This is a genomic window from Pseudomonas sp. 01L34 (genome assembly GCF_056400265.1).
Map to the genome: position 1 here is coordinate 267,118 of NZ_JBFTSX010000005.1, position 19,823 is coordinate 286,940.

Sequence of the window (19,823 nt, forward strand, 5' to 3'; positions counted from 1 at the left end):
TTTTTAATCTCGACCTGAACGCGCCTGTCCCTTAAGGTAGGGCGCGAATAGACAACCGGCCGGCCCAAGCTCTCTTGGACGCGACCCTAGACGGACGCCTATGAACCCGAATTTTCTAGATTTCGAACAGCCGATCGCCGACCTGCAAGCCAAGATCGAAGAGTTGCGCTTGGTCGGTAATGACAATTCGCTGAATATCGGCGATGAGATCTCCCGCCTACAGGACAAGAGCAGCACGCTGACCGAAGACATCTTCGGCAAGCTGACCAGCTGGCAGATCGCGCGTCTGGCGCGTCACCCGAAACGTCCGTACACCCTGGACTACATCGAACACATCTTCACCGAGTTCGATGAGTTGCACGGCGACCGTCACTTCTCCGACGACGCTGCCATCGTTGGCGGTGTTGCTCGTCTGGACGACCAGCCGGTGATGGTTATCGGTCACCAGAAAGGTCGCGAAGTGCGCGAGAAGGTTCGCCGCAACTTCGGCATGCCGCGCCCTGAGGGCTACCGCAAGGCGTGTCGCCTGATGGAAATGGCCGAGCGTTTCAAAATGCCGATCCTGACCTTCATCGACACCCCGGGCGCTTACCCTGGCATTGACGCCGAAGAGCGCAACCAGAGCGAAGCGATTGCCTGGAACCTGCGCGTCATGGCTCGCCTGAAAACCCCAATCATCGCCACCGTGATCGGTGAGGGTGGTTCCGGTGGTGCGCTGGCCATTGGCGTCTGCGATCAACTGAACATGCTGCAATATTCGACCTATGCGGTGATTTCGCCGGAAGGTTGCGCCTCGATTCTGTGGAAAACTTCCGAGAAAGCCCCGGATGCCGCTGAAGCGATGGGCATCACTGCCGAGCGTCTGAAGGGCCTGGGCATCGTCGATAAAGTGATCGGCGAGCCGTTGGGCGGCGCTCATCGTGATCCGGCCGCTGCGGCTGCCTCGATCCGCGCCGAGCTGAGCTCGCAACTGGCGATGTTGAAGAAGTTCGACAACGACGCGCTGCTGGCCCGTCGTTACGAGCGTCTGATGAGCTACGGTCTCTGATCTGATCGCGCTATAGCCTTGTGGGAAGAGCCGGGCGACGTTCGTCTGCTCGCGATTGCGGTATAACAATCAACAAATATGTTGAATGTTAAGCAGCCTTCGCGAGCAGGCTCGCTCCCACAATGGGTCTATGTGAAGCGACTGACGTCTATGAGCCCTAAGACGATTGATCTGCCAGCCAGGCTTCTCCATGGGCTGGTTCCGTGGCGTAACGCCACAACCTGGCGCATCGCCTTCTCCGGTGGTCTCGATTCCACCGTCCTGCTGCACCTTCTCGCACACCTCGCAAAAACCGAATCCTTGCCGGCATTGACCGCCATTCACGTCCACCACGGCCTGCAGGCTGCGGCTGATGAGTGGCCGGAACACTGTCAGTCGGTCTGTGATGCGTTGGGTGTGCCGCTGGAGGTTGTGCGTGTTCAGGTTGAACGCGGCGCTAGCCTCGAGCGTGCGGCGCGGGATGCGCGTTACGGCGCCTTCATCGCGGCGACTCACGCCGGTGAAGTACTGCTCACAGGTCAGCACCGTGACGATCAAGCGGAAACCCTGTTGTTTCGGCTGATGCGCGGGGCAGGGGTGAGAGGTTTGTCGGGGATGCCGAGTGAGCGTCCTTTGGGGCGTGGGCATCTGCTGCGACCACTGCTTGATGTCACTCGCGCCGAGCTTGAGGCCTACGCCACTGAATATCAGCTGAACTGGATCGAAGATCCGTCGAATCAGGACCGGCAGTTCTCGCGCAATTACCTGCGTCATCAGGTGTTTCCCGTGTTGACCGCGCGCTGGCCGCAAGCAGTGGCGACCATGGCTCGCAGCGCTGCGCATCTGAGTGAGGCGCAGGGGTTGCTCGACGATCTGGCGCAAATTGATCTGGCCCAGGCCGGCACCGACAGTGATTTCGATTGGCTGGGGTTGCCGTCGCTGGAGCTGGCGCCCCTGGAAAAGCTCTCTGATGCACGCCAGCGCAATGCGCTGAGTCATTGGCTCAAACCGCTGACGTCTTTGCCGGACAGTGACCATTGGTCGGGTTGGCAGGATTTGCGCGATGCGACTGGCGATGCGCGTCCGGTCTGGCGATTGGCGGCGGGCGAACTGCATCGCGCTGGTGGGCGTCTCTGGTGGTTGTCAGGTGGATGGTTGCGCACTCCGCCATCCCCGGTGTCCTGGGCTGACCCCGCGGTATTGCTGGCGTTACCGGATAATGGCGTGCTCACACTCACCGGCCAGATCCCCGATGGCCCGTTGCAGATCCGCTATCGTGAGGGCGGCGAAGTCATGAATTTGCCCGATCGCGGTCACCGTGACTTGAAGCGTTTGCTCAACGAAAGGGGCGTGCCGGGCTTCGCCCGTGGCAGATTGCCGCTGGTCTACAGGGGCCAGCAATTGCTGGCGGTGGCGAACCTGCGGGGGCTGAATGGCAGTGAGCGCAGTGGCTGGTATTTGCATTGGCAGCCGCCGATCGAAGATCAAGGTTTGAGCTGAAAGGGGCTTTCCGGTAGACTACGCTCCCTTCTTGATACAACTTCTGTGGATTCGCCTGAATCGCAGCAGTTGCCGATTACCAAGCAGTCTTTGCTGGGCGATTCCAAAAAATGTGTAGCGAGCAACCTACCGGTGTTTCATCTTCCGGTCTGTCCCAACGCGGCGGTTTTTTTGAAAGGTGCACTGTGATTAATGCAGGTGATCGGGGGCTTCGGCCTTCCTTCGCTTTCCCCGGCGGCTCGGACCGCTTTAACGCAGACTTCTAGGGTTTTTCATGACGCGCTACATATTCGTCACGGGCGGTGTTGTTTCTTCATTGGGGAAAGGCATTGCCTCGGCTTCATTGGCGGCCATCCTGGAGGCGCGGGGACTTAAGGTCACCATGCTGAAGCTGGACCCGTACATCAACGTTGACCCGGGCACCATGAGCCCGTTCCAGCACGGTGAAGTGTTCGTCACCCACGACGGCGCCGAGACCGACCTGGACCTGGGCCACTACGAGCGGTTCATCCGCACGACCATGACCCAGAACAACAACTTCACCACTGGCCGTGTCTACGAACACGTCCTGCGCAAAGAGCGCCGTGGTGATTACCTGGGCGCAACCATTCAGGTGATCCCGCACATCACCGACGAAATCAAGCGCCGGATCATCAAGGGCGCTGGCGATGCCGACGTGGCCATGGTCGAGATCGGTGGCACCGTGGGTGACATCGAGTCGCAACCGTTCCTCGAGGCGATCCGTCAATTGCGTTTCGAAGTCGGCGCCAAGCGCGCGATGCTGATGCACCTGACACTGGTGCCGTACATCGCCACTGCCGGCGAAACCAAAACCAAGCCAACCCAGCACTCGGTCAAGGAGCTGCGCTCCATCGGCCTGCAGCCTGACGTGCTGGTGTGCCGCTCCGATCACCCGATCGACATTTCTTCGCGTCGCAAGATCGCGCAGTTCACCAACGTTGAAGAGCGTGCGGTGATTGCGCTGGAAGACGCTGACACCATCTACAAGATCCCGGGCATTCTGCACTCCCAGGGCCTGGATGATTTCGTCGTCGAGCGTTTCGGCCTGCAATGCGACAGCGCCGATCTGTCCGAGTGGGAAGCGGTGGTTGATGCCAAGCTGAACCCGGAACACGAAGTCACCATCGCCATGGTCGGCAAGTACATGGAACTGCTGGACGCCTACAAGTCGCTGATCGAAGCGATGAGTCACGCCGGCATCAGCAACCGCACCAAGGTCAACCTGCGCTACATCGATTCCGAAGACATCGAAAACCAGGGCACCGCGCTGCTGGAAGGCGTCGACGCGATTCTGGTACCGGGCGGCTTCGGTCTGCGTGGTGTTGAAGGCAAGATCACTGCCGTTCAATACGCTCGCGAAAACAAGGTTCCATACCTGGGTATCTGCCTGGGCATGCAAGTGGCCGTTATCGAGTTCGCTCGTAACGTAATGGGCTGGAAAGATGCCAACTCCACTGAGTTCGATCGTACCAGCGGTCACCCGGTGGTCGGTCTGATCACCGAGTGGGAAGATGCCACCGGCGCCGTCGAAATCCGTACCGAATCGTCCGATCTGGGGGGCACCATGCGCCTTGGCGCTCAGGACTGCCTGCTTGAGCCAGGTTCCCTGGTGCACGATTGCTACGCCAAGGATGTGATCGTCGAGCGTCACCGTCATCGCTACGAAGTGAACAACAACCTGCTGCCGCAAATCATCGAGGCCGGCCTGAAAATCTCCGGTCGTTCCGGTGATGGCGCGCTGGTTGAAGTGGTTGAAGCACCGGATCACCCATGGTTCGTCGCTTGCCAGTTCCACCCAGAGTTCACCTCGACGCCACGCGACGGTCACCCGTTGTTCAGCGGTTTCGTTAAAGCCGCTTTGGCTCAACACCAGAAGAAGGCGTAATCCTGATGGCGCAGAAGATCATCCGCGTAGGCGATATCGAGATTGCCAACGACAAGCCAATGGTGCTGTTCGGTGGCATGAACGTGCTGGAAAGCCGTGACATGGCGATGCAGGTCTGCGAAGAGTACGTAAAGGTCACCGAAAAACTCGGTATCCCTTACGTGTTCAAGGCCAGTTTCGACAAGGCGAACCGTTCTTCTGTGACCTCTTACCGTGGCCCCGGGCTGGAAGAGGGCATGCGGATTTTCCAGGACATCAAGCAAGCCTTTGGCGTACCGATCATCACCGACGTCCACGAGCCTGATCAGGCCGCGGTCGTCGCTGAAGTCTGCGACATCATCCAGTTGCCGGCCTTCCTGTCGCGCCAGACCGATCTCGTGGTCGCGATGGCCAAGACCGGCGCGGTGATCAACATCAAGAAAGCCCAGTTCCTCGCGCCCCAGGAAATGAAACACATCCTGAACAAATGCGTGGAAGCCGGTAACGATCAGTTGATTCTCTGCGAGCGTGGTTCGAGCTTCGGCTACAACAATCTCGTGGTCGACATGCTCGGCTTCGGCATCATGAAGCAGTTCGAATACCCGGTGTTCTTCGACGTGACCCACGCGCTGCAAATGCCCGGCGGTCGCTCCGATTCCGCCGGTGGTCGTCGTGCCCAGGTCACTGACCTTGCCAAGGCCGGCATGAGCCAGTCGCTGGCTGGGCTGTTCCTCGAAGCCCACCCGGACCCGGACAACGCCAAATGCGACGGCCCTTGCGCCCTGCGTCTGGACAAACTGGAGCCATTCCTGGCCCAGCTCAAAGCACTGGACGAACTGGTGAAGAGTTTTCCGACGGTAGAAACCGCGTAAACCTCAATTCTCCGGTAAAGTACCGCACGGTTTAAATGCTCAGGCCCTCGGGCTTGAGCCTTATCGTCCGCAAGCCTGCCCGCTGTCTGTCACTTGCCGACGATAAAAGATTTCCTTCAGCTGCGTCGTTTTCGTCAACTTTGGAGTGTTTACAACAATGGCAAAAATCGTCGACATCAAAGGTCGTGAAGTTCTCGACTCCCGTGGCAATCCCACTGTGGAAGCAGACGTGCTTCTCGATAACGGCATCATCGGCAGCGCATGCGCGCCATCCGGTGCTTCCACTGGCTCGCGTGAAGCGCTCGAGCTGCGTGATGGCGACAAGAGCCGTTATCTGGGTAAAGGCGTGCTCAAGGCCGTAGCCAACATCAACGGTCCGATCCGCGACCTGTTGCTGGGCAAAGACCCAAGCGACCAGAAAGCGCTGGATCACGCGATGATCAAGCTCGATGGCACTGAGAACAAAGCGACCCTGGGCGCCAACGCGATCCTCGCCGTTTCCCTGGCCGCGGCCAAGGCAGCAGCACAGGACCAGGACCTGCCGCTGTACGCTCACATTGCCAACCTGAACGGTACCCCGGGTGTTTACTCGATGCCGGTTCCGATGATGAACATCATCAACGGTGGCGAGCACGCCGATAACAACGTCGACATCCAGGAATTCATGGTTCAGCCGGTTGGCGCCAAGTCTTTCTCGGAAGGTCTGCGCATGGGCACCGAGATTTTCCATCACCTCAAAGCCGTTCTGAAGGCCCGTGGCCTGAGCACTGCCGTTGGTGACGAAGGTGGTTTCGCGCCGAACCTGGCTTCCAACGAAGACGCTTTGAAAGTGATCTCCGAGGCCGTGGCCAACGCCGGTTACAAGCTGGGCACCGACGTGACCCTGGCCCTGGACTGCGCGGCCAGCGAATTCTATGAAGATGGCAAGTACAACCTGTCCGGCGAAGGCCAGGTGTTCACTGCTGAAGGTTTCGCCGACTACCTGAAAGGTCTGACCGAGCGTTACCCGATCATCTCCATCGAAGACGGTCTGGACGAGTCCGACTGGGCTGGCTGGAAAATCCTCACCGACAAGATCGGCGAGAAGACTCAGCTGGTAGGCGACGACCTGTTCGTGACCAACACCAAGATCCTGAAAGAAGGCATCGATAAAAAGATCGCCAACTCGATCCTGATCAAGTTCAACCAGATCGGCACCCTGACCGAAACCCTGGAAGCCATCCAGATGGCCAAGGCCGCTGGTTACACTGCCGTGATCTCGCACCGCTCCGGCGAAACCGAAGATTCGACCATTGCCGACCTGGCCGTGGGCACCTCGGCTGGCCAGATCAAGACCGGTTCGCTGTGCCGTTCCGACCGCGTTTCCAAGTACAACCAACTGCTGCGTATCGAAGAGCAGTTGAATGGCAAAGCCAAGTACAACGGCCGTAGCGAATTCCGCGGCTGAGTGGTAAACGATAAAAAGACACCGGATTGTGTCGGAAAAATCGCGACAGCGACGGATTTGCCACTAATCTGATGCCTTAAGAGCACAAGCCTGGTTCTTCCAGGCTTCGTGCTATCAGAAGCTTCAAAGTTTGGCATGGCTGTCTTTTTTCACTGGATACCTGATATTCGATGCGCAGTCCCAATTGGTTGTTCCTCGTCTTGCTCTTGCTGCTGGCCGGCCTGCAGTATCGCCTGTGGGTGGGTAATGGCAGTCTGGCGCAAGTGGCCGAGCTGAAGCAGCAGATTGCGGATCAGCACGCCGAGAACGAGGCGTTGCTGGAGCGCAATCGGGTGATGGACGCCGAAGTCAGTGAGTTGAAAAAGGGCATGGAGACCGTTGAAGAACGGGCTCGCCATGAGTTGGGCATGGTCAAGGATGGTGAAACCCTTTACCAGTTGGCCCAATGATTGAGTCGTTACCGGCCTTCTGGGCCGTGATTCCTGCCGCGGGCGTCGGTGCCCGTATGGCCGCGGACCGTCCCAAGCAATACTTGCAACTGGGCGGGCGCACTATTCTCGAACACAGCCTTGGCTGTTTCCTCGATCATCCTGCCCTGAAGGGGTTGGTGGTCAGTCTTGCCATCGACGATCCTTACTGGCCGAACCTGGCCTGTGCTGCCGATCCGCGTATTCAGCGGGTTGAAGGTGGCGCCGAGCGTTCCGGATCAGTGCTCAACGCCTTGCTGCATCTGCATGCCCAGGGCGCTGACGATGAGGATTGGGTGTTGGTTCACGATGCCGCGCGACCGAATCTGGCGCGCGATGATCTTGATAAATTGCTCAGTGAACTGGCTGACGACCCGGTGGGCGGCCTATTGGCGGTGCCTGCGCGCGACACCCTCAAACGGGTCGACAAGCACGGGCGTGTGCTGGAAACAGTGGATCGCAGTGTGATCTGGCAGGCTTATACACCGCAGATGTTTCGCCTTGGAGCATTGCATCGGGCGTTGGCGGATAGCCTGGTGGCGGATGCTGTCATCACCGATGAAGCCTCGGCGATGGAGTGGGCAGGTATGGCACCCCGTTTGATCGAAGGTCGATCCGACAACATCAAAGTCACTCGCCCCGAAGACCTTGAGTGGTTGCGCCAGCGCTGGGCGAACCGCCGTTAAAAGATCGCCGCCTATGCAGGCTGTGATCTTTTCTCTTAAACCCGATATTCCGGCCGTTCGGCCAACCCTTCCTTCAAATAATCCACTAACTTGCGTACTTTCGGTGACAGATGCCGCTGCTGTGGATAAAGCGCCCAAACCGCTGTGTTCGGCGGTTGGTGGGCTTCCAGCAGCGAGATCAATTCGCCGTTTTTCAGGTGCTCCAGCACGTAGTAATCCGGCAGCTGACACAATCCAACCCCTTGTAGCGCGGCATCCAGCACCGCCTGCCCACTGTTGCAGCGCCAGTTTCCCTGTACTCGCTGGGAAAATTCCCGCCCGTTCTGTTCCAGTTGCCAGATATCCGAGCTGCCGATGAGGCAGTTGTGGCGACTCAGTTCCGACAAACTGTGTGGGCGACCATACCGTTCCAGGTAGGACGGCGAGGCGCACAGATACATGCGCCGTGGTGCCAAACGAGTCGCGACCAATCTTGAATCCTGCAGGCGGCCGAGGCGGATGGCCAGGTCCAGCCCTTCGTGCACCAGATCGAGCGGGCGGTTGCTCAGTTCGATGTCCACACGCAGTTGTGGGTACAGCCCCATGAAGCGAGTCACCAGCGGCACAATGAATCGTTCGCCGTAGGCCACGGCGCAGGTCATGCGCAGCATGCCCTTGGGTTCGCTGGTCAGGTCGCCGACAGCGCGCAACGCTTCTTCGCGGCCGTCCTGCAAACGTTGGCAATGTTGCAGAAAGGTTTGCCCGGCTTCGGTCAGCGTGACCCGGCGGGTGCTGCGATAGAGCAAGCGGGTTTGCAGTCGCTCTTCCAGTCGTACGATTTGGCGACTGATGTGGGAGGAAGACACCCCAAGGCGTTCAGCCGCGGCGGTGAATTGGTTGCACTCTGCGACGGCGACGAACTCGTCGATGCCTTCCCAGCGGTTTTCGGACATCAGGATTATCCCTGCATGGCAATAATGTTTTGCTTTTGTCCCGATTATTCATCGTATGCCGCTGTATTACACTCCCTGTCTCGTTTTTATTCACTGGAGAGTCAGCATGATCAAGTCGCGCGCCGCCGTTGCCTTCGAGGCCAAGAAGCCCCTCGAGATCGTTGAAGTCGATGTCGCCATGCCCAAGGCGGGCGAAGTCCTGCTGCGCGTCGTCGCTTCCGGTGTCTGCCATACCGATGCCTACACCCTCTCGGGCGCGGACCCGGAAGGTATCTTTCCGTCGATCCTGGGCCACGAAGGTGGCGCGGTGGTCGAAGCGATCGGCGAGGGCGTGACCTCGGTTGCGGTGGGCGATCATGTGATCCCGCTGTACACCCCGGAATGTGGCAAGTGCAAATTCTGTCTGTCGGGCAAAACCAACCTCTGCCAGGCGATTCGTGCAACCCAGGGTAAAGGCCTGATGCCGGACGGCACTTCGCGCTTCTCCTACAAGGGCGAAACGATTTTCCACTACATGGGCACCTCGACGTTTTCCGAGTACACCGTGCTGCCGGAAATCTCCGTCGCCAAAATTCCTAAAGAAGCACCGCTGGAAAAAGTCTGCCTGCTGGGCTGTGGCGTCACCACCGGCATCGGTGCGGTGATCAACACTGCCAAGGTCAAACCGGGTGACACCGTTGCCATCTTCGGCCTGGGTGGCATCGGACTGTCTGCCGTGATCGGCGCGGTCAAAGCCAAGGCTGGCCGGATCATCGCCATTGACATCAACCCGGCCAAGTTCGAAATCGCCAGGCAATTGGGCGCCACGGACTGCGTGAACCCGAAAGACTTCGATCGTCCGATTCAGGAAGTGATCGTCGACATGACCGATGGCGGCGTCGACTTCTCGTTCGAATGCATCGGCAACGTGCAGTTGATGCGTGCCGCACTTGAGTGCTGCCACAAAGGTTGGGGCGAGTCGGTCATCATCGGTGTGGCCGGCGCAGGCCAGGAAATCTCCACCCGTCCATTCCAGTTGGTCACCGGTCGCGTCTGGCGCGGTTCGGCGTTCGGTGGCGTGCGTGGCCGTACCGAGTTGCCAAGCTATGTCGAAATGGCCCAGACCGGCGAGATCCCGTTGGATACCTTCATCACCCACACCATGGGCCTGGAAGATATCAACAAGGCGTTTGACTTGATGCATGAAGGCAAAAGCATCCGTAGCGTCATTCATTTCTGAGGTCGCTTATGAGCCTGGAAAATATCTCCTGCCAGAAAAGCTTCGGCGGCTGGCACAAGCGCTACCGGCACCGCTCCGACGTGCTCGGCTGCGACATGGTGTTTGCCGTGTACCTGCCGCCGCAAGCGGAGCAGGGCGGTAAACTGCCAGTGTTGTACTGGTTGTCTGGCCTGACCTGTACCGACGAGAACTTCATGCAGAAGGCCGGTGCCATGCGCATGGCTGCCGAGCTGGGGCTGATTATCGTCGCACCGGACACCAGCCCACGCGGTCCCGAAGTGCCGGGCGATCCGGATGGTGCCTGGGACTTCGGTCTCGGTGCCGGTTTTTATCTGAATGCCACGCAGGAACCGTGGTCGCGGCACTATCGGATGCATGACTATGTCGTGCAGGAATTGCCGGCATTGGTTGAGGCGCATTTCCCGGCATCGGAAAAGCGTGGCATCAGCGGCCACTCCATGGGTGGTCATGGTGCGCTGGTCTGCGCCTTGCGCAATCCGGGGCGTTACCAGTCGGTGTCGGCGTTCTCGCCGATCAACAATCCGATCGATTGCCCATGGGGGCAGAAAGCCTTTTCCCGCTACTTGGGGGAAGACCGGTCGAAATGGCGCGAGTGGGATGCCTGTGCATTGATCGCCGAAGCCGACGAGAAACTGCCGCTGCTGGTGGATCAGGGTGATCGCGACGATTTCCTCGCCACCCAGCTCAAGCCAGAAGCCCTGCAACAGGCGGCGAAACTTGCCGGTCATCCGCTGACGTTGCGTTTGCAACCCGGCTACGACCACAGTTATTTCTTCATCGCGAGTTTCATCGACGACCACTTGCAGCATCACGCGCGCGCTCTAAGCGCCTAATGTCTGACAAAGCAGGTAGAATCACGCCCTGACAAAAATCGGGGCGTTTTTTTTATGCGTATTGGCCACGGCTATGATGTGCACCGTTTCGGTGAAGGCGATTTCATCACGTTGGGCGGTGTGCGGATTGCACACAGCTTCGGGCTGCTTGCCCATTCCGACGGTGATGTCCTGCTGCACGCCTTGAGCGATGCGTTGCTCGGCGCTGCCGCGCTGGGTGATATCGGCAAGCATTTTCCGGACACCGATCCGCAATTCAAGGGCGCCGACAGCCGCGCGCTGTTGCGTCATGTCGTCGCACTGATCCACGCCAAGGGCTGGAAAGTCGGCAACGTCGATAACACCATCGTCGCCCAGGCCCCGAAAATGGCCCCGCATATCGAATCGATGCGCGCGCTGATTGCCGCGGATCTTCAAGTTGAGTTGGATCAAGTGAACGTGAAAGCTACCACCACCGAAAAGCTTGGCTTTGTCGGTCGCGAAGAAGGTATTGCCGTGCACTCCGTTGCCTTGTTGCTGCGCGCATGAACGAGGCGCAATTGCTCGGCCCACGGGCCTACGGTGACGCTCTCGGCAGCGCGGTGCTGAAAGCCACGGCGGAAGATTTCCAGGTTGATGAAGTCCTCGATATTCCCCTGAGCGGCGACGGCGAACACCTATGGATCTGGGTGGAAAAGCGCGGTCTGAATACCGAAGAAGCGGCACGGCGGATTGCCAAGGCTGCGGGCGTGCCATTGCGTACCGTCAGCTACGCGGGCCTCAAGGACCGTCAGGCGTTGACTCGCCAGTGGTTCAGCGTGCAACTGCCCGGCAAGGCTGATCCGGATCTGTCGGCAGCGGAAAACGACACGCTGAAGATTCTCAAGACCGGTCGGCACAGACGCAAGCTGCAACGCGGTGCCCATTCGGCCAACGGCTTCACGTTGCGCCTGACTCAATTCGCTGGCGACAAGGCCGCGATCGAAGAGCGTCTGCAACTGATCGCCAGGCAAGGTATTCCCAATTATTTCGGCGCCCAGCGTTTCGGGCATGACGGCGGCAACGTCGTCGACGCCCGTGCCTGGGCTGCGCGCAAGGCCCTGCCGGAACAACGCAATGTGCGTTCGCGCCTGCTCTCCACTGCGCGTAGTTTTCTGTTTAATCAGGTGCTGGCGGCACGCGTCGCCGATGGTACCTGGCAGCGTGCTCAGGTCGGCGATCTGCTGGCGTTCACTGACAGCCGCAGTTTCTTCCCGGCAGGTGAAGCCGAGTGCAGTGACCCGCGTCTGGCGATTCTCGACTTGCACCCGACCGGCCCACAGTGGGGCGAAGGTGACTCGCCGGCGTCGGGGGCTGTCCATGAACTGGAGCAGGCAATCGCCGCGCGCGAAGCGGATCTGCGCGATTGGTTGATTAACGCCGGTATGAGCCACGAACGTCGCATCCTGCGGCTGCCCATTGGCGGGTTGACGTGGCATTATCCCGAGCCTGACATTCTGCAACTGGAATTCGTCCTCCCGGCCGGATGTTTCGCCACCGTATTGGTGCGTGAACTCGTCGATCTGGTGCCGGTGGGGCAGACGGACAGCCCATGCGTATTCTGATTTCTAACGACGATGGGGTAACCGCACCCGGTCTCGCCGCGCTTTATGCTGCGCTGGCGGATTACACCGAATGCGTGGTTATCGCCCCGGACCAGGACAAAAGCGGCGCCAGCAGCTCGCTGACGCTCGACCGTCCGTTGCACCCGCATACCTTGGCCAATGGCTTTATCAGCCTCAACGGTACGCCTACCGATTGCGTGCACCTGGGCCTTAACGGCTTGCTGGAGTTTGAACCGGACATGGTGGTTTCCGGTATTAACCTGGGTGCGAACCTGGGGGACGACGTGCTGTATTCCGGTACTGTGGCGGCGGCCCTTGAGGGACGTTTCCTGGAGCGTCCTTCGTTTGCCTTTTCGTTTGTCTCACGGCAAGTGGAGAACCTTCCCACGGCGGCCTATTTTGCGCGCAAACTGGTAGAGGCCCACGCGGACCTCGATCTGCCACCGCGCACGGTACTGAACGTGAACATTCCCAACTTGCCGCTGGAGCATATCCGCGGTATCCAGCTGACCCGCCTGGGCCATCGCGCCCGCGCCGCTGCGCCGATAAAAGTGGTCGATCCGCGTGGTAAATCCGGTTACTGGATCGCTGCGGCGGGTGACGCCGAAGATGGCGGCCCGGGCACCGATTTCCATGCGGTGATGCAAGGCTATGTTTCAATCACGCCACTGCAACTGGATCGCACCTTTAATGATGCCTTCAGAAGTCTCGATGGCTGGCTGGAGGGGCTGCGCTAATGGCTCGTGAACAAGACGATATTCTGCACCGCGGCATCGGGATGACCTCCCAGCGGACCCGTGAGCGTCTGATTCAGCGCCTCTATGAAGAAGGGGTGTCCAACGCCAAGGTGCTGGAAGTCATCCGCCGCACACCGCGTCACCTGTTCGTCGATGAGGCGCTGGCCCACCGCGCTTATGAAGATACGGCGCTACCGATTGGCCATAACCAGACCATCTCCCAGCCTTATATGGTGGCGCGCATGAGCGAGCTGCTGCTGGAAGCCGGCCCGTTGGACAAGGTGCTGGAAATCGGTACTGGTTCGGGTTACCAGACAGCGGTGCTGTCGCAACTGGTCGAGCGGGTTTTTTCCGTCGAGCGCATCAAGGTTCTGCAAGATCGAGCCAAGGAGCGCCTGGTGGAGCTGAACCTGCGCAATGTGGTATTTCGCTGGGGCGATGGCTGGGAAGGCTGGCCGGCGCTGGCGCCTTACAACGGCATCATTGTGACCGCCGTGGCCACCGACGTGCCTCAGGCGCTGCTCGATCAATTGGCACCGGGCGGGCGACTGGTGATTCCGGTCGGCTCTGGTGAAGTTCAACAATTGATGCTGATCATCCGTGAAGAACAGGGCTTTTCCAGGCGTGTTCTGGGGGCGGTGCGTTTTGTGCCGCTGCTCAACGGGCCGCTGGCCTGAGCATTTGTTTCAACGTGCTGAATTCTCTTCGATTGCCCGGGTCTTACAGCGGCATCGATGGGTTAAACAGAATTCATCGTCAGGCAGCAAACGTGTGCGTGAAGCGAATCCGCTTCATTAAAGGTAAAGCCTGTTCGGCCCGTTATACTTGCGACATTTCGTGCCGAAACACGGCAATTCATATTTTCAGCCACCACAAAGGGAGCGGCGGGTGAGTCTCACAGTCGTTGCGCAGCGAATGGGTATAACGAGCTTTCAGCGTCTGGTGACTGGTCTTGTCTTGAGTACCTTGCTGGTCGGTTGCTCCAGCACCAAATCGAGTAGCGCGGGAGTTGTCGATCGCAACAATGCGGTCGCCCAGCGTCCGGCCGTAACCACCGGCCAGTACATTGTTCGACCCAAGGACACGTTGTTTTCCATCGCCTTTCGCTACGGCTGGGACTACAAAGCCCTCGCGGCAAGGAACAACATTCCTACGCCTTACACGATCCATCCGGGTCAGACGATTCGCTTCGACGGTCGCAACGATTCAACGCCGGCAGCGGTGGTGAGTTCGTCCAGTTCCTCGCCTTCATCGTCGAGCAAAACCACGGTAATTCGGCGTCAGGCAAATGGCACAACGACCAGTACAACGGTGCTTGCACCGTCCGTCGCCAGCAAACCGGCACCCGCTCCACTGCCTCCTGCCGGTCCGGCCCCGACGGGCTGGGGGTGGCCTTCTAATGGCATTCTGATTGGAAAATTCTCTTCAAACGGTAGTTTGAATAAAGGAATTGATATCGCCGGAGATTTGGGACAGCCTGTTTTAGCTGCGTCTGATGGGACGGTGGTATACGCCGGGAGTGGCTTAAGGGGCTACGGCGAATTAGTCATCATCAAACACAGCGATACCTACGTCAGTGCCTACGGTCACAACCGCAGGCTGTTGGTTCGGGAGGGGCAGCAGGTCAAAGTCGGACAGACAATTGCCGAAATGGGGTCAACGGGTACAGACCGGGTGAAACTGCATTTTGAGATTCGCCGACAAGGTAAACCTGTAGATCCGCTGCAGTTCCTGCCACGTCGTTGATTTGTTAGCCAAGCCTGTTCCGTCACGTAGAGGGAACAGGCTCCAGCGTTGCCAGGGATCAAGGCGCCGCTTGAGCTTGAGGTCGAACTCACCAAAGGACTATAACAATGGCTCTCAGTAAAGAAGTGCCGGAGTTTGACATCGACGATGAGGTTCTCCTTATGGAGACCGGCATCGCTATGGATTCGATGTCGAATGATGAAGGGGATGCACCACCTTCCGTTCGTGCCAAATCCAGACACTCCGCTTCGTTAAAGCAACACAAGTACATCGACTACACCCGGGCACTCGATGCCACGCAGCTGTACCTCAATGAAATCGGCTTTTCCCCATTGCTCTCCCCGGAAGAAGAAGTTCATTTTGCACGCCTGTCGCAAAGTGGTGATCCGGCCGGACGCAAGCGCATGATTGAAAGCAACCTGCGGCTGGTGGTGAAAATCGCCCGGCGTTACGTCAATCGTGGGCTGTCGCTGCTGGACCTGATCGAAGAGGGTAACCTCGGCCTGATCCGGGCAGTGGAAAAGTTCGATCCAGAACGCGGCTTCCGCTTTTCGACCTACGCCACCTGGTGGATTCGTCAGACCATCGAACGCGCGATCATGAATCAGACCCGGACCATCCGGCTACCTATTCATGTGGTCAAAGAGCTCAACGTGTACTTGCGGGCTGCACGGGAGCTGACTCAAAAGCTCGACCATGAACCCTCACCCGAAGAAATTGCCAACCTGCTGGAGAAACCGGTAGGCGAGGTCAAGCGCATGCTTGGCCTGAACGAGCGGGTTTCTTCGGTCGACGTCTCGCTGGGTCCGGATTCGGATAAAACCCTGCTGGACACCCTGACCGACGACCGCCCGACCGATCCATGTGAACTGTTGCAGGATGACGACCTGTCGCAGAGCATCGATCAATGGCTTTCGGAGCTGACCGACAAGCAACGCGAGGTGGTCGTACGCCGCTTCGGCTTGCGAGGTCACGAGAGCAGTACGCTTGAAGATGTCGGCCTGGAAATCGGCCTTACCCGGGAGCGGGTCAGGCAAATCCAGGTTGAAGGCCTCAAGCGTCTTCGGGAGATTCTCGAGAAAAACGGCCTGTCGAGTGAGTCGCTGTTCCAATAAGCCATTCGCTCAACCGTCAACCAAAAGCCCCGACTGGTTCGGGGCTTTTTGTTGTCGGCAAGATGAGAGAGGCGCGTTGGTATTGGCGCCACCTCAGGTTTGTAGTCTCGTGGTGTAAGTCTTTGCTTACTCTTTCGTAAGTGTTCATTATTTTTACACCCTGGTAGTTGTCTATTCGAAGGATGCTGTATTTATAAGCTATTGATTTATATGATTATTTTATTGAGTTAACAGCATATTACAGATGATTTCAGTCATGGAGGCCGATTGCTCTTGGTGGGGAATCCTCTAGTATTTGAACTGTGTCGACGGATAGACACGCCCTTCAAGGAAGAGGGGAACGGACATCGCAGGATGCGATTCATCAGGACGATGAAAAGGAACACATGGAATAGGGAAAAAATGTGGGCGGGTCAAACCGCCCCTTTTTTTTTGCCTGCAGAAAAGCAAAAAGGCCCGCAAGGGGCCTTTTCTGGAACGCGAGGGAAATCAGCGTTCGAGGTGTTCGATCTTGCCTGGCTTGCCATCCCATTCAGCGGAATCGGGCAATGGATCTTTCCGTTCAGTGATGTTTGGCCATACCTCGGCCAATTCCATGTTCAGCTGAATGAAGTTTTCCATGCCGGCGGGAACTTCATCTTCAGAGAAGATGGCCACGGCAGGGCATTCTGGTTCGCACAGTGCGCAGTCGATGCACTCATCCGGGTGAATCACCAGGAAGTTCGGGCCTTCGTAAAAGCAGTCCACCGGACAGACTTCTACGCAGTCGGTGTACTTGCACTTGATGCAGTTGTCGGTGACGACGAAGGTCATTTCTAATTTTCTCCTCAGGCGGCGGCAGCGGAGCCCCTTCAGGACGGGGTCGCCAGGTTCGGGAGCGATAGTCTGCAGGCCAGGCTATGAGCCTGCAGCATCCCAAACCGCGCGAGATTCTAACAGCTTGCAGGCAAGTGCGTTAGATCCGTGTCTTTAATGTATAGAGCATTTCCAAAGCCCTGCGTGGTGTCAGGTCATCCAGATCAAGTTTGGCCAGTTCATCCAGCACCGGATGCGGCAGGCTGGCGAACATGTCGCTCTGTTGCGGCGCAACGGATTTGCCTTTGGCCGGCGTCGGCACTTCATGGGGCAGCGCCGTGGATTCCAGCCGGCTCAAGTGTTCACGGGCACGCACGATCACTTCGCTCGGCACCCCGGCCAACTGTGCAACCGCCAGGCCATAGCTCTGGCTGGCAGGCCCAGGCAGCACGTGGTGCAGGAACACGATGCGTTCGTTGTGCTCGGTGGCATTGAGGTGCACGTTGGCTACTAGCGGCTGGGCTTCCGGCAGCACCGTCAGCTCGAAATAGTGAGTGGCGAACAGTGTATAGGCCCGCAGTTGTGCCAGACGCTCGGCCGCGGCCCACGCCAGGGACAGGCCGTCGAAGGTGCTGGTGCCGCGACCGACTTCGTCCATCAGCACCAGGCTGCGCTCGGTGGCGTTGTGCAGGATGTTCGCGGTTTCGCTCATTTCGACCATGAAGGTCGAACGCCCGCCCGCCAGGTCGTCGCTGGAACCGATCCGGGTGAAGATCCGGTCGACCAGGGACAATTCGCAACTGGCCGCCGGCACGAAGCTACCGATGTGCGCCAGCAGCACGATCAACGCGGTCTGGCGCATGTAGGTGGATTTACCGCCCATGTTCGGACCGGTGATCACCAGCATGCGGGTGCTGTCATCGAGGCTCAGGTCGTTGGCCACGAACGGTGTGGTGAGTACTTGCTCGACCACCGGGTGACGACCCTGGCTGATGCGCATGCATGGCTCGCTGACGAAGCGCGGGCAGTTCAGGTCCAGATTCAGTGCACGCTCGGCGAGGTTGCTCAGTACGTCCAGTTCGGCCAGTGCGGCGGCTGTGTCTTGCAGGGGCGGCAACTGGGCGATCAGGTCTTCGAGCAGTGCTTCGTAGAGCATCTTCTCGCGCGCCAGGGCGCGGCTCTTGGCTGACAGCGCCTTGTCTTCGAACGCTTTCAGTTCCGGGGTGATGAAGCGCTCGGCACCCTTGAGGGTCTGGCGACGGATATAGTCTGCCGGTGCCGATTCGGCCTGCTTGCTCGGCAACTCAATGAAGTAACCGTGAATGCGGTTGTAACCCACTTTCAGGTTGGCCAGGCCGGTGCGGGCCTTCTCCCGGGCTTCCAGATCGATCAGGAACTGCCCGGCGTTTTCGCTGAGCGATTGCAGCTCGTCGAGTTCGCTGTCGTAACCGGTTTTCAACACGCCGCCGTCACGGATCACCGCTGGCGGGTTGTCGATGATGGCTTTTTCCAGCAGCGCCGCGAGTTCTGGATAGGTGCTGGTGGTCGTCGCCAATTGCATGATGTGCGGAGCTTCAAGCTCGGCCATCGCCACCTGCAACTCTGGCAGTGCGCCGAGGGCATCGCGCAGACGCGCCAAGTCACGAGGGCGGGCATTACGCAGGCCGATCCGCGCCAGAATCCGCTCGATGTCACCGATTTCCTTGAGCTGCGGCTGCAGTTTCTCGAAACGATAACGGTCCAGCAGGCAGGTGATCGACGTCTGGCGTGCCAGTAGTACCGTCAAATCCCGCAGCGGACGGTTCAGCCAGCGGGTCAGCAAACGGCTGCCCATGGCGGTCTGGCAGCGGTCGACCACCGATTGCAACGTGTTGTCGCGACCACCGGCCAGGTTGGTATCCAGTTCCAGGTTGCGCCGGCTGGCGCCGTCCAGCACCACGGTGTCGTCCAGGCGTTCATGACGCAGGCTGCGCAAGTGAGGCAGGGCAGTGCGCTGGGTTTCCTTGGCGTAACTGAGCAGGCAGCCAGCAGCGCCGATGGCCAGGGTCAGGTTCTCGCAGCCGAAACCTTTCAGGTCCTGGGTGGAGAACTGCTGGCAAAGACTTTTCAACGCCGAGTCGCGCTCGAAATCCCACGGCGCACGGCGACGAACCCCACGGCGTTTTTCCGCCGGCAAATCCTTCGGCCAGTCATCCGGGATCATCAGCTCCACCGGGTTGACCCGCTCCAGTTCCGCCAGCAGGTTTTCCCAGCCTTTGATCTCCAGCACCGTGAAGTTGCCGCTGGTGATATCGAGCACAGCCAGGCCGAACAGGCGCTCGTCACCCAGCACCGCCGCGATCAGGTTGTCCCGGCGCTCATCCAGCAGCGCTTCATCGCTGACCGTACCGGGCGTGATGATGCGCACCACCTGACGATCCACCGGCCCTTTGCTGGTGGCCGGGTCACCGACCTGCTCACAGATCACCACCGATTCGCCGAGCTTCACCAGTTTCGCCAGGTAACCTTCCGCAGCGTGGTAAGGAATCCCACACATCGGAATCGCCTGACCCGCCGATTGCCCACGAGCCGTCAGGGTGATGTCCAGCAACTTGGCGGCCTTCTTCGCGTCTTCATAGAAGATCTCGTAGAAGTCGCCCATGCGATAGAACATCAGCTGGTCGGGGTGCTGATTCTTCAGGCGCCAGTATTGCTGCATCATTGGCGTGTGGGAGGACAGATCGGAAATTGCTTTATTCATCAGATGGTTGGGCGGCTATATTGAAATTTGTGGGGCAAAAATGGGGCAAAAGAAATAGACATGCGCTTTGTTAACGGCGCTGCCATTCTGAGCTACAGTTGAGGAAAGGTTACCACGGCAGGCTATCTGTAGGTCCTCACATGAGGCGGAATGGCGTTGGTCGGGTGCAGGCGTAAGCCATTGACTATCAGTGGTGCGGTGCGTAAATTTCGCAACGT

Annotated in this window: 18 protein-coding genes; 15 read left to right on the forward strand and 3 right to left on the reverse strand. The window is 58.8% G+C overall.

Translation table 11 applies throughout. The annotated features are described in order from the left end of the window. The first annotated feature begins 100 nt into the window (after nucleotides 1-100). The 7 genes from AC1DQM_RS16705 (at nucleotide 101) to ispD (ending at nucleotide 7,884) form a co-directional block, all read left to right on the forward strand. Nucleotides 101-1,048, forward strand: coding sequence for an acetyl-CoA carboxylase carboxyltransferase subunit alpha (locus AC1DQM_RS16705; RefSeq protein WP_018927007.1), 948 nt, complete (start codon nucleotides 101-103; stop codon nucleotides 1,046-1,048). Nucleotides 1,049-1,198: 150 nt separating this feature from the next. Continuing rightward, nucleotides 1,199-2,527: a tRNA lysidine(34) synthetase TilS gene (tilS, locus tag AC1DQM_RS16710; RefSeq protein WP_477746523.1), complete on the forward strand. Its 1,329-nt coding sequence runs from the start codon at nucleotides 1,199-1,201 to the stop codon at nucleotides 2,525-2,527. Between the two features lie 274 nt (nucleotides 2,528-2,801). Continuing rightward, the gene (locus tag AC1DQM_RS16715) at nucleotides 2,802-4,433 is read left to right on the forward strand and encodes a CTP synthase (RefSeq protein ID WP_026286489.1); all 1,632 of its coding nucleotides are present in this window, start codon (nucleotides 2,802-2,804) and stop codon (nucleotides 4,431-4,433) included. 5 nt (nucleotides 4,434-4,438) lie between these two features. Then, nucleotides 4,439-5,284 (forward strand): 3-deoxy-8-phosphooctulonate synthase, encoded by an 846-nt coding sequence (gene kdsA / locus AC1DQM_RS16720; protein ID WP_015093773.1) that lies wholly within the window; start codon nucleotides 4,439-4,441, stop codon nucleotides 5,282-5,284. 157 nt (nucleotides 5,285-5,441) lie between these two features. Continuing rightward, the gene (gene eno, locus AC1DQM_RS16725) at nucleotides 5,442-6,731 is read left to right on the forward strand and encodes a phosphopyruvate hydratase (protein WP_007940523.1); all 1,290 of its coding nucleotides are present in this window, start codon (nucleotides 5,442-5,444) and stop codon (nucleotides 6,729-6,731) included. A 170-nt stretch (nucleotides 6,732-6,901) separates the two neighbouring features. After that, nucleotides 6,902-7,180 (forward strand): cell division protein FtsB, encoded by a 279-nt coding sequence (gene ftsB / locus AC1DQM_RS16730; RefSeq protein ID WP_007907178.1) that lies wholly within the window; start codon nucleotides 6,902-6,904, stop codon nucleotides 7,178-7,180. Then, nucleotides 7,177-7,884: a 2-C-methyl-D-erythritol 4-phosphate cytidylyltransferase gene (gene ispD, locus AC1DQM_RS16735; RefSeq protein ID WP_019581012.1), complete on the forward strand. Its 708-nt coding sequence runs from the start codon at nucleotides 7,177-7,179 to the stop codon at nucleotides 7,882-7,884. Before ftsB ends, ispD begins: the two co-directional genes overlap by 4 nt. Nucleotides 7,885-7,919: 35 nt before the next feature. On the opposite strand, the gene AC1DQM_RS16740 is transcribed toward ispD, so the two are convergent. Next, complete coding sequence (locus AC1DQM_RS16740; RefSeq protein ID WP_018927003.1) at nucleotides 7,920-8,816, reverse strand: LysR substrate-binding domain-containing protein; 897 nt, start codon at nucleotides 8,814-8,816, stop codon at nucleotides 7,920-7,922. Nucleotides 8,817-8,922: 106 nt separating this feature from the next. On the opposite strand from AC1DQM_RS16740, the gene AC1DQM_RS16745 reads away from it, so the two are divergent. The 8 genes from AC1DQM_RS16745 to rpoS all read left to right on the forward strand — a co-directional run bounded on the left by AC1DQM_RS16745 (nucleotide 8,923) and on the right by rpoS (nucleotide 16,070). Continuing rightward, nucleotides 8,923-10,035, forward strand: a complete 1,113-nt coding sequence (locus AC1DQM_RS16745; RefSeq protein ID WP_018927002.1) for an S-(hydroxymethyl)glutathione dehydrogenase/class III alcohol dehydrogenase — start codon at nucleotides 8,923-8,925, stop codon at nucleotides 10,033-10,035. A gap of 8 nt (nucleotides 10,036-10,043) precedes the next feature. Further along, nucleotides 10,044-10,889 carry an S-formylglutathione hydrolase gene (gene fghA, locus AC1DQM_RS16750; RefSeq protein ID WP_064620040.1) on the forward strand — a complete coding sequence of 282 codons (846 nt, stop codon included), beginning with the start codon at nucleotides 10,044-10,046 and terminating at the stop codon, nucleotides 10,887-10,889. 54 nt (nucleotides 10,890-10,943) lie between these two features. Continuing rightward, entirely contained in the window at nucleotides 10,944-11,417 is a 474-nt protein-coding gene (gene ispF, locus AC1DQM_RS16755; RefSeq protein ID WP_018927000.1) for a 2-C-methyl-D-erythritol 2,4-cyclodiphosphate synthase, read from the forward strand. After that, nucleotides 11,414-12,472 carry a tRNA pseudouridine(13) synthase TruD gene (truD, locus tag AC1DQM_RS16760; RefSeq protein ID WP_018926999.1) on the forward strand — a complete coding sequence of 353 codons (1,059 nt, stop codon included), beginning with the start codon at nucleotides 11,414-11,416 and terminating at the stop codon, nucleotides 12,470-12,472. The genes ispF and truD overlap by 4 nt, the downstream gene beginning before the upstream one ends. Continuing rightward, nucleotides 12,460-13,209, forward strand: a complete 750-nt coding sequence (gene surE / locus AC1DQM_RS16765) for a 5'/3'-nucleotidase SurE (RefSeq protein WP_018926998.1) — start codon at nucleotides 12,460-12,462, stop codon at nucleotides 13,207-13,209. Before truD ends, surE begins: the two co-directional genes overlap by 13 nt. Before the next feature lie 41 nt (nucleotides 13,210-13,250). Next, a complete protein-coding gene (locus AC1DQM_RS16770) occupies nucleotides 13,251-13,886 on the forward strand; it encodes a protein-L-isoaspartate(D-aspartate) O-methyltransferase (protein ID WP_173861137.1) in 636 nt (211 codons plus the stop codon). Between the two features lie 211 nt (nucleotides 13,887-14,097). Further along, nucleotides 14,098-14,955, forward strand: a complete 858-nt coding sequence (locus tag AC1DQM_RS16775) for a peptidoglycan DD-metalloendopeptidase family protein (RefSeq protein WP_026286488.1) — start codon at nucleotides 14,098-14,100, stop codon at nucleotides 14,953-14,955. A 107-nt stretch (nucleotides 14,956-15,062) separates the two neighbouring features. Next, on the forward strand, nucleotides 15,063-16,070 hold the full coding sequence (gene rpoS / locus AC1DQM_RS16780; protein ID WP_007940534.1) for an RNA polymerase sigma factor RpoS: 1,008 nt from the start codon (nucleotides 15,063-15,065) through the stop codon (nucleotides 16,068-16,070). A gap of 489 nt (nucleotides 16,071-16,559) precedes the next feature. Here rpoS and fdxA read toward each other — a convergent pair whose 3' ends face one another. Next, nucleotides 16,560-16,883, reverse strand: coding sequence for a ferredoxin FdxA (fdxA, locus tag AC1DQM_RS16785; RefSeq protein WP_007940535.1), 324 nt, complete (start codon nucleotides 16,881-16,883; stop codon nucleotides 16,560-16,562). A 142-nt stretch (nucleotides 16,884-17,025) separates the two neighbouring features. Continuing rightward, a complete protein-coding gene (mutS, locus tag AC1DQM_RS16790; RefSeq protein WP_436275861.1) occupies nucleotides 17,026-19,593 on the reverse strand; it encodes a DNA mismatch repair protein MutS in 2,568 nt (855 codons plus the stop codon). Nucleotides 19,594-19,823 lie beyond the last annotated feature (230 nt).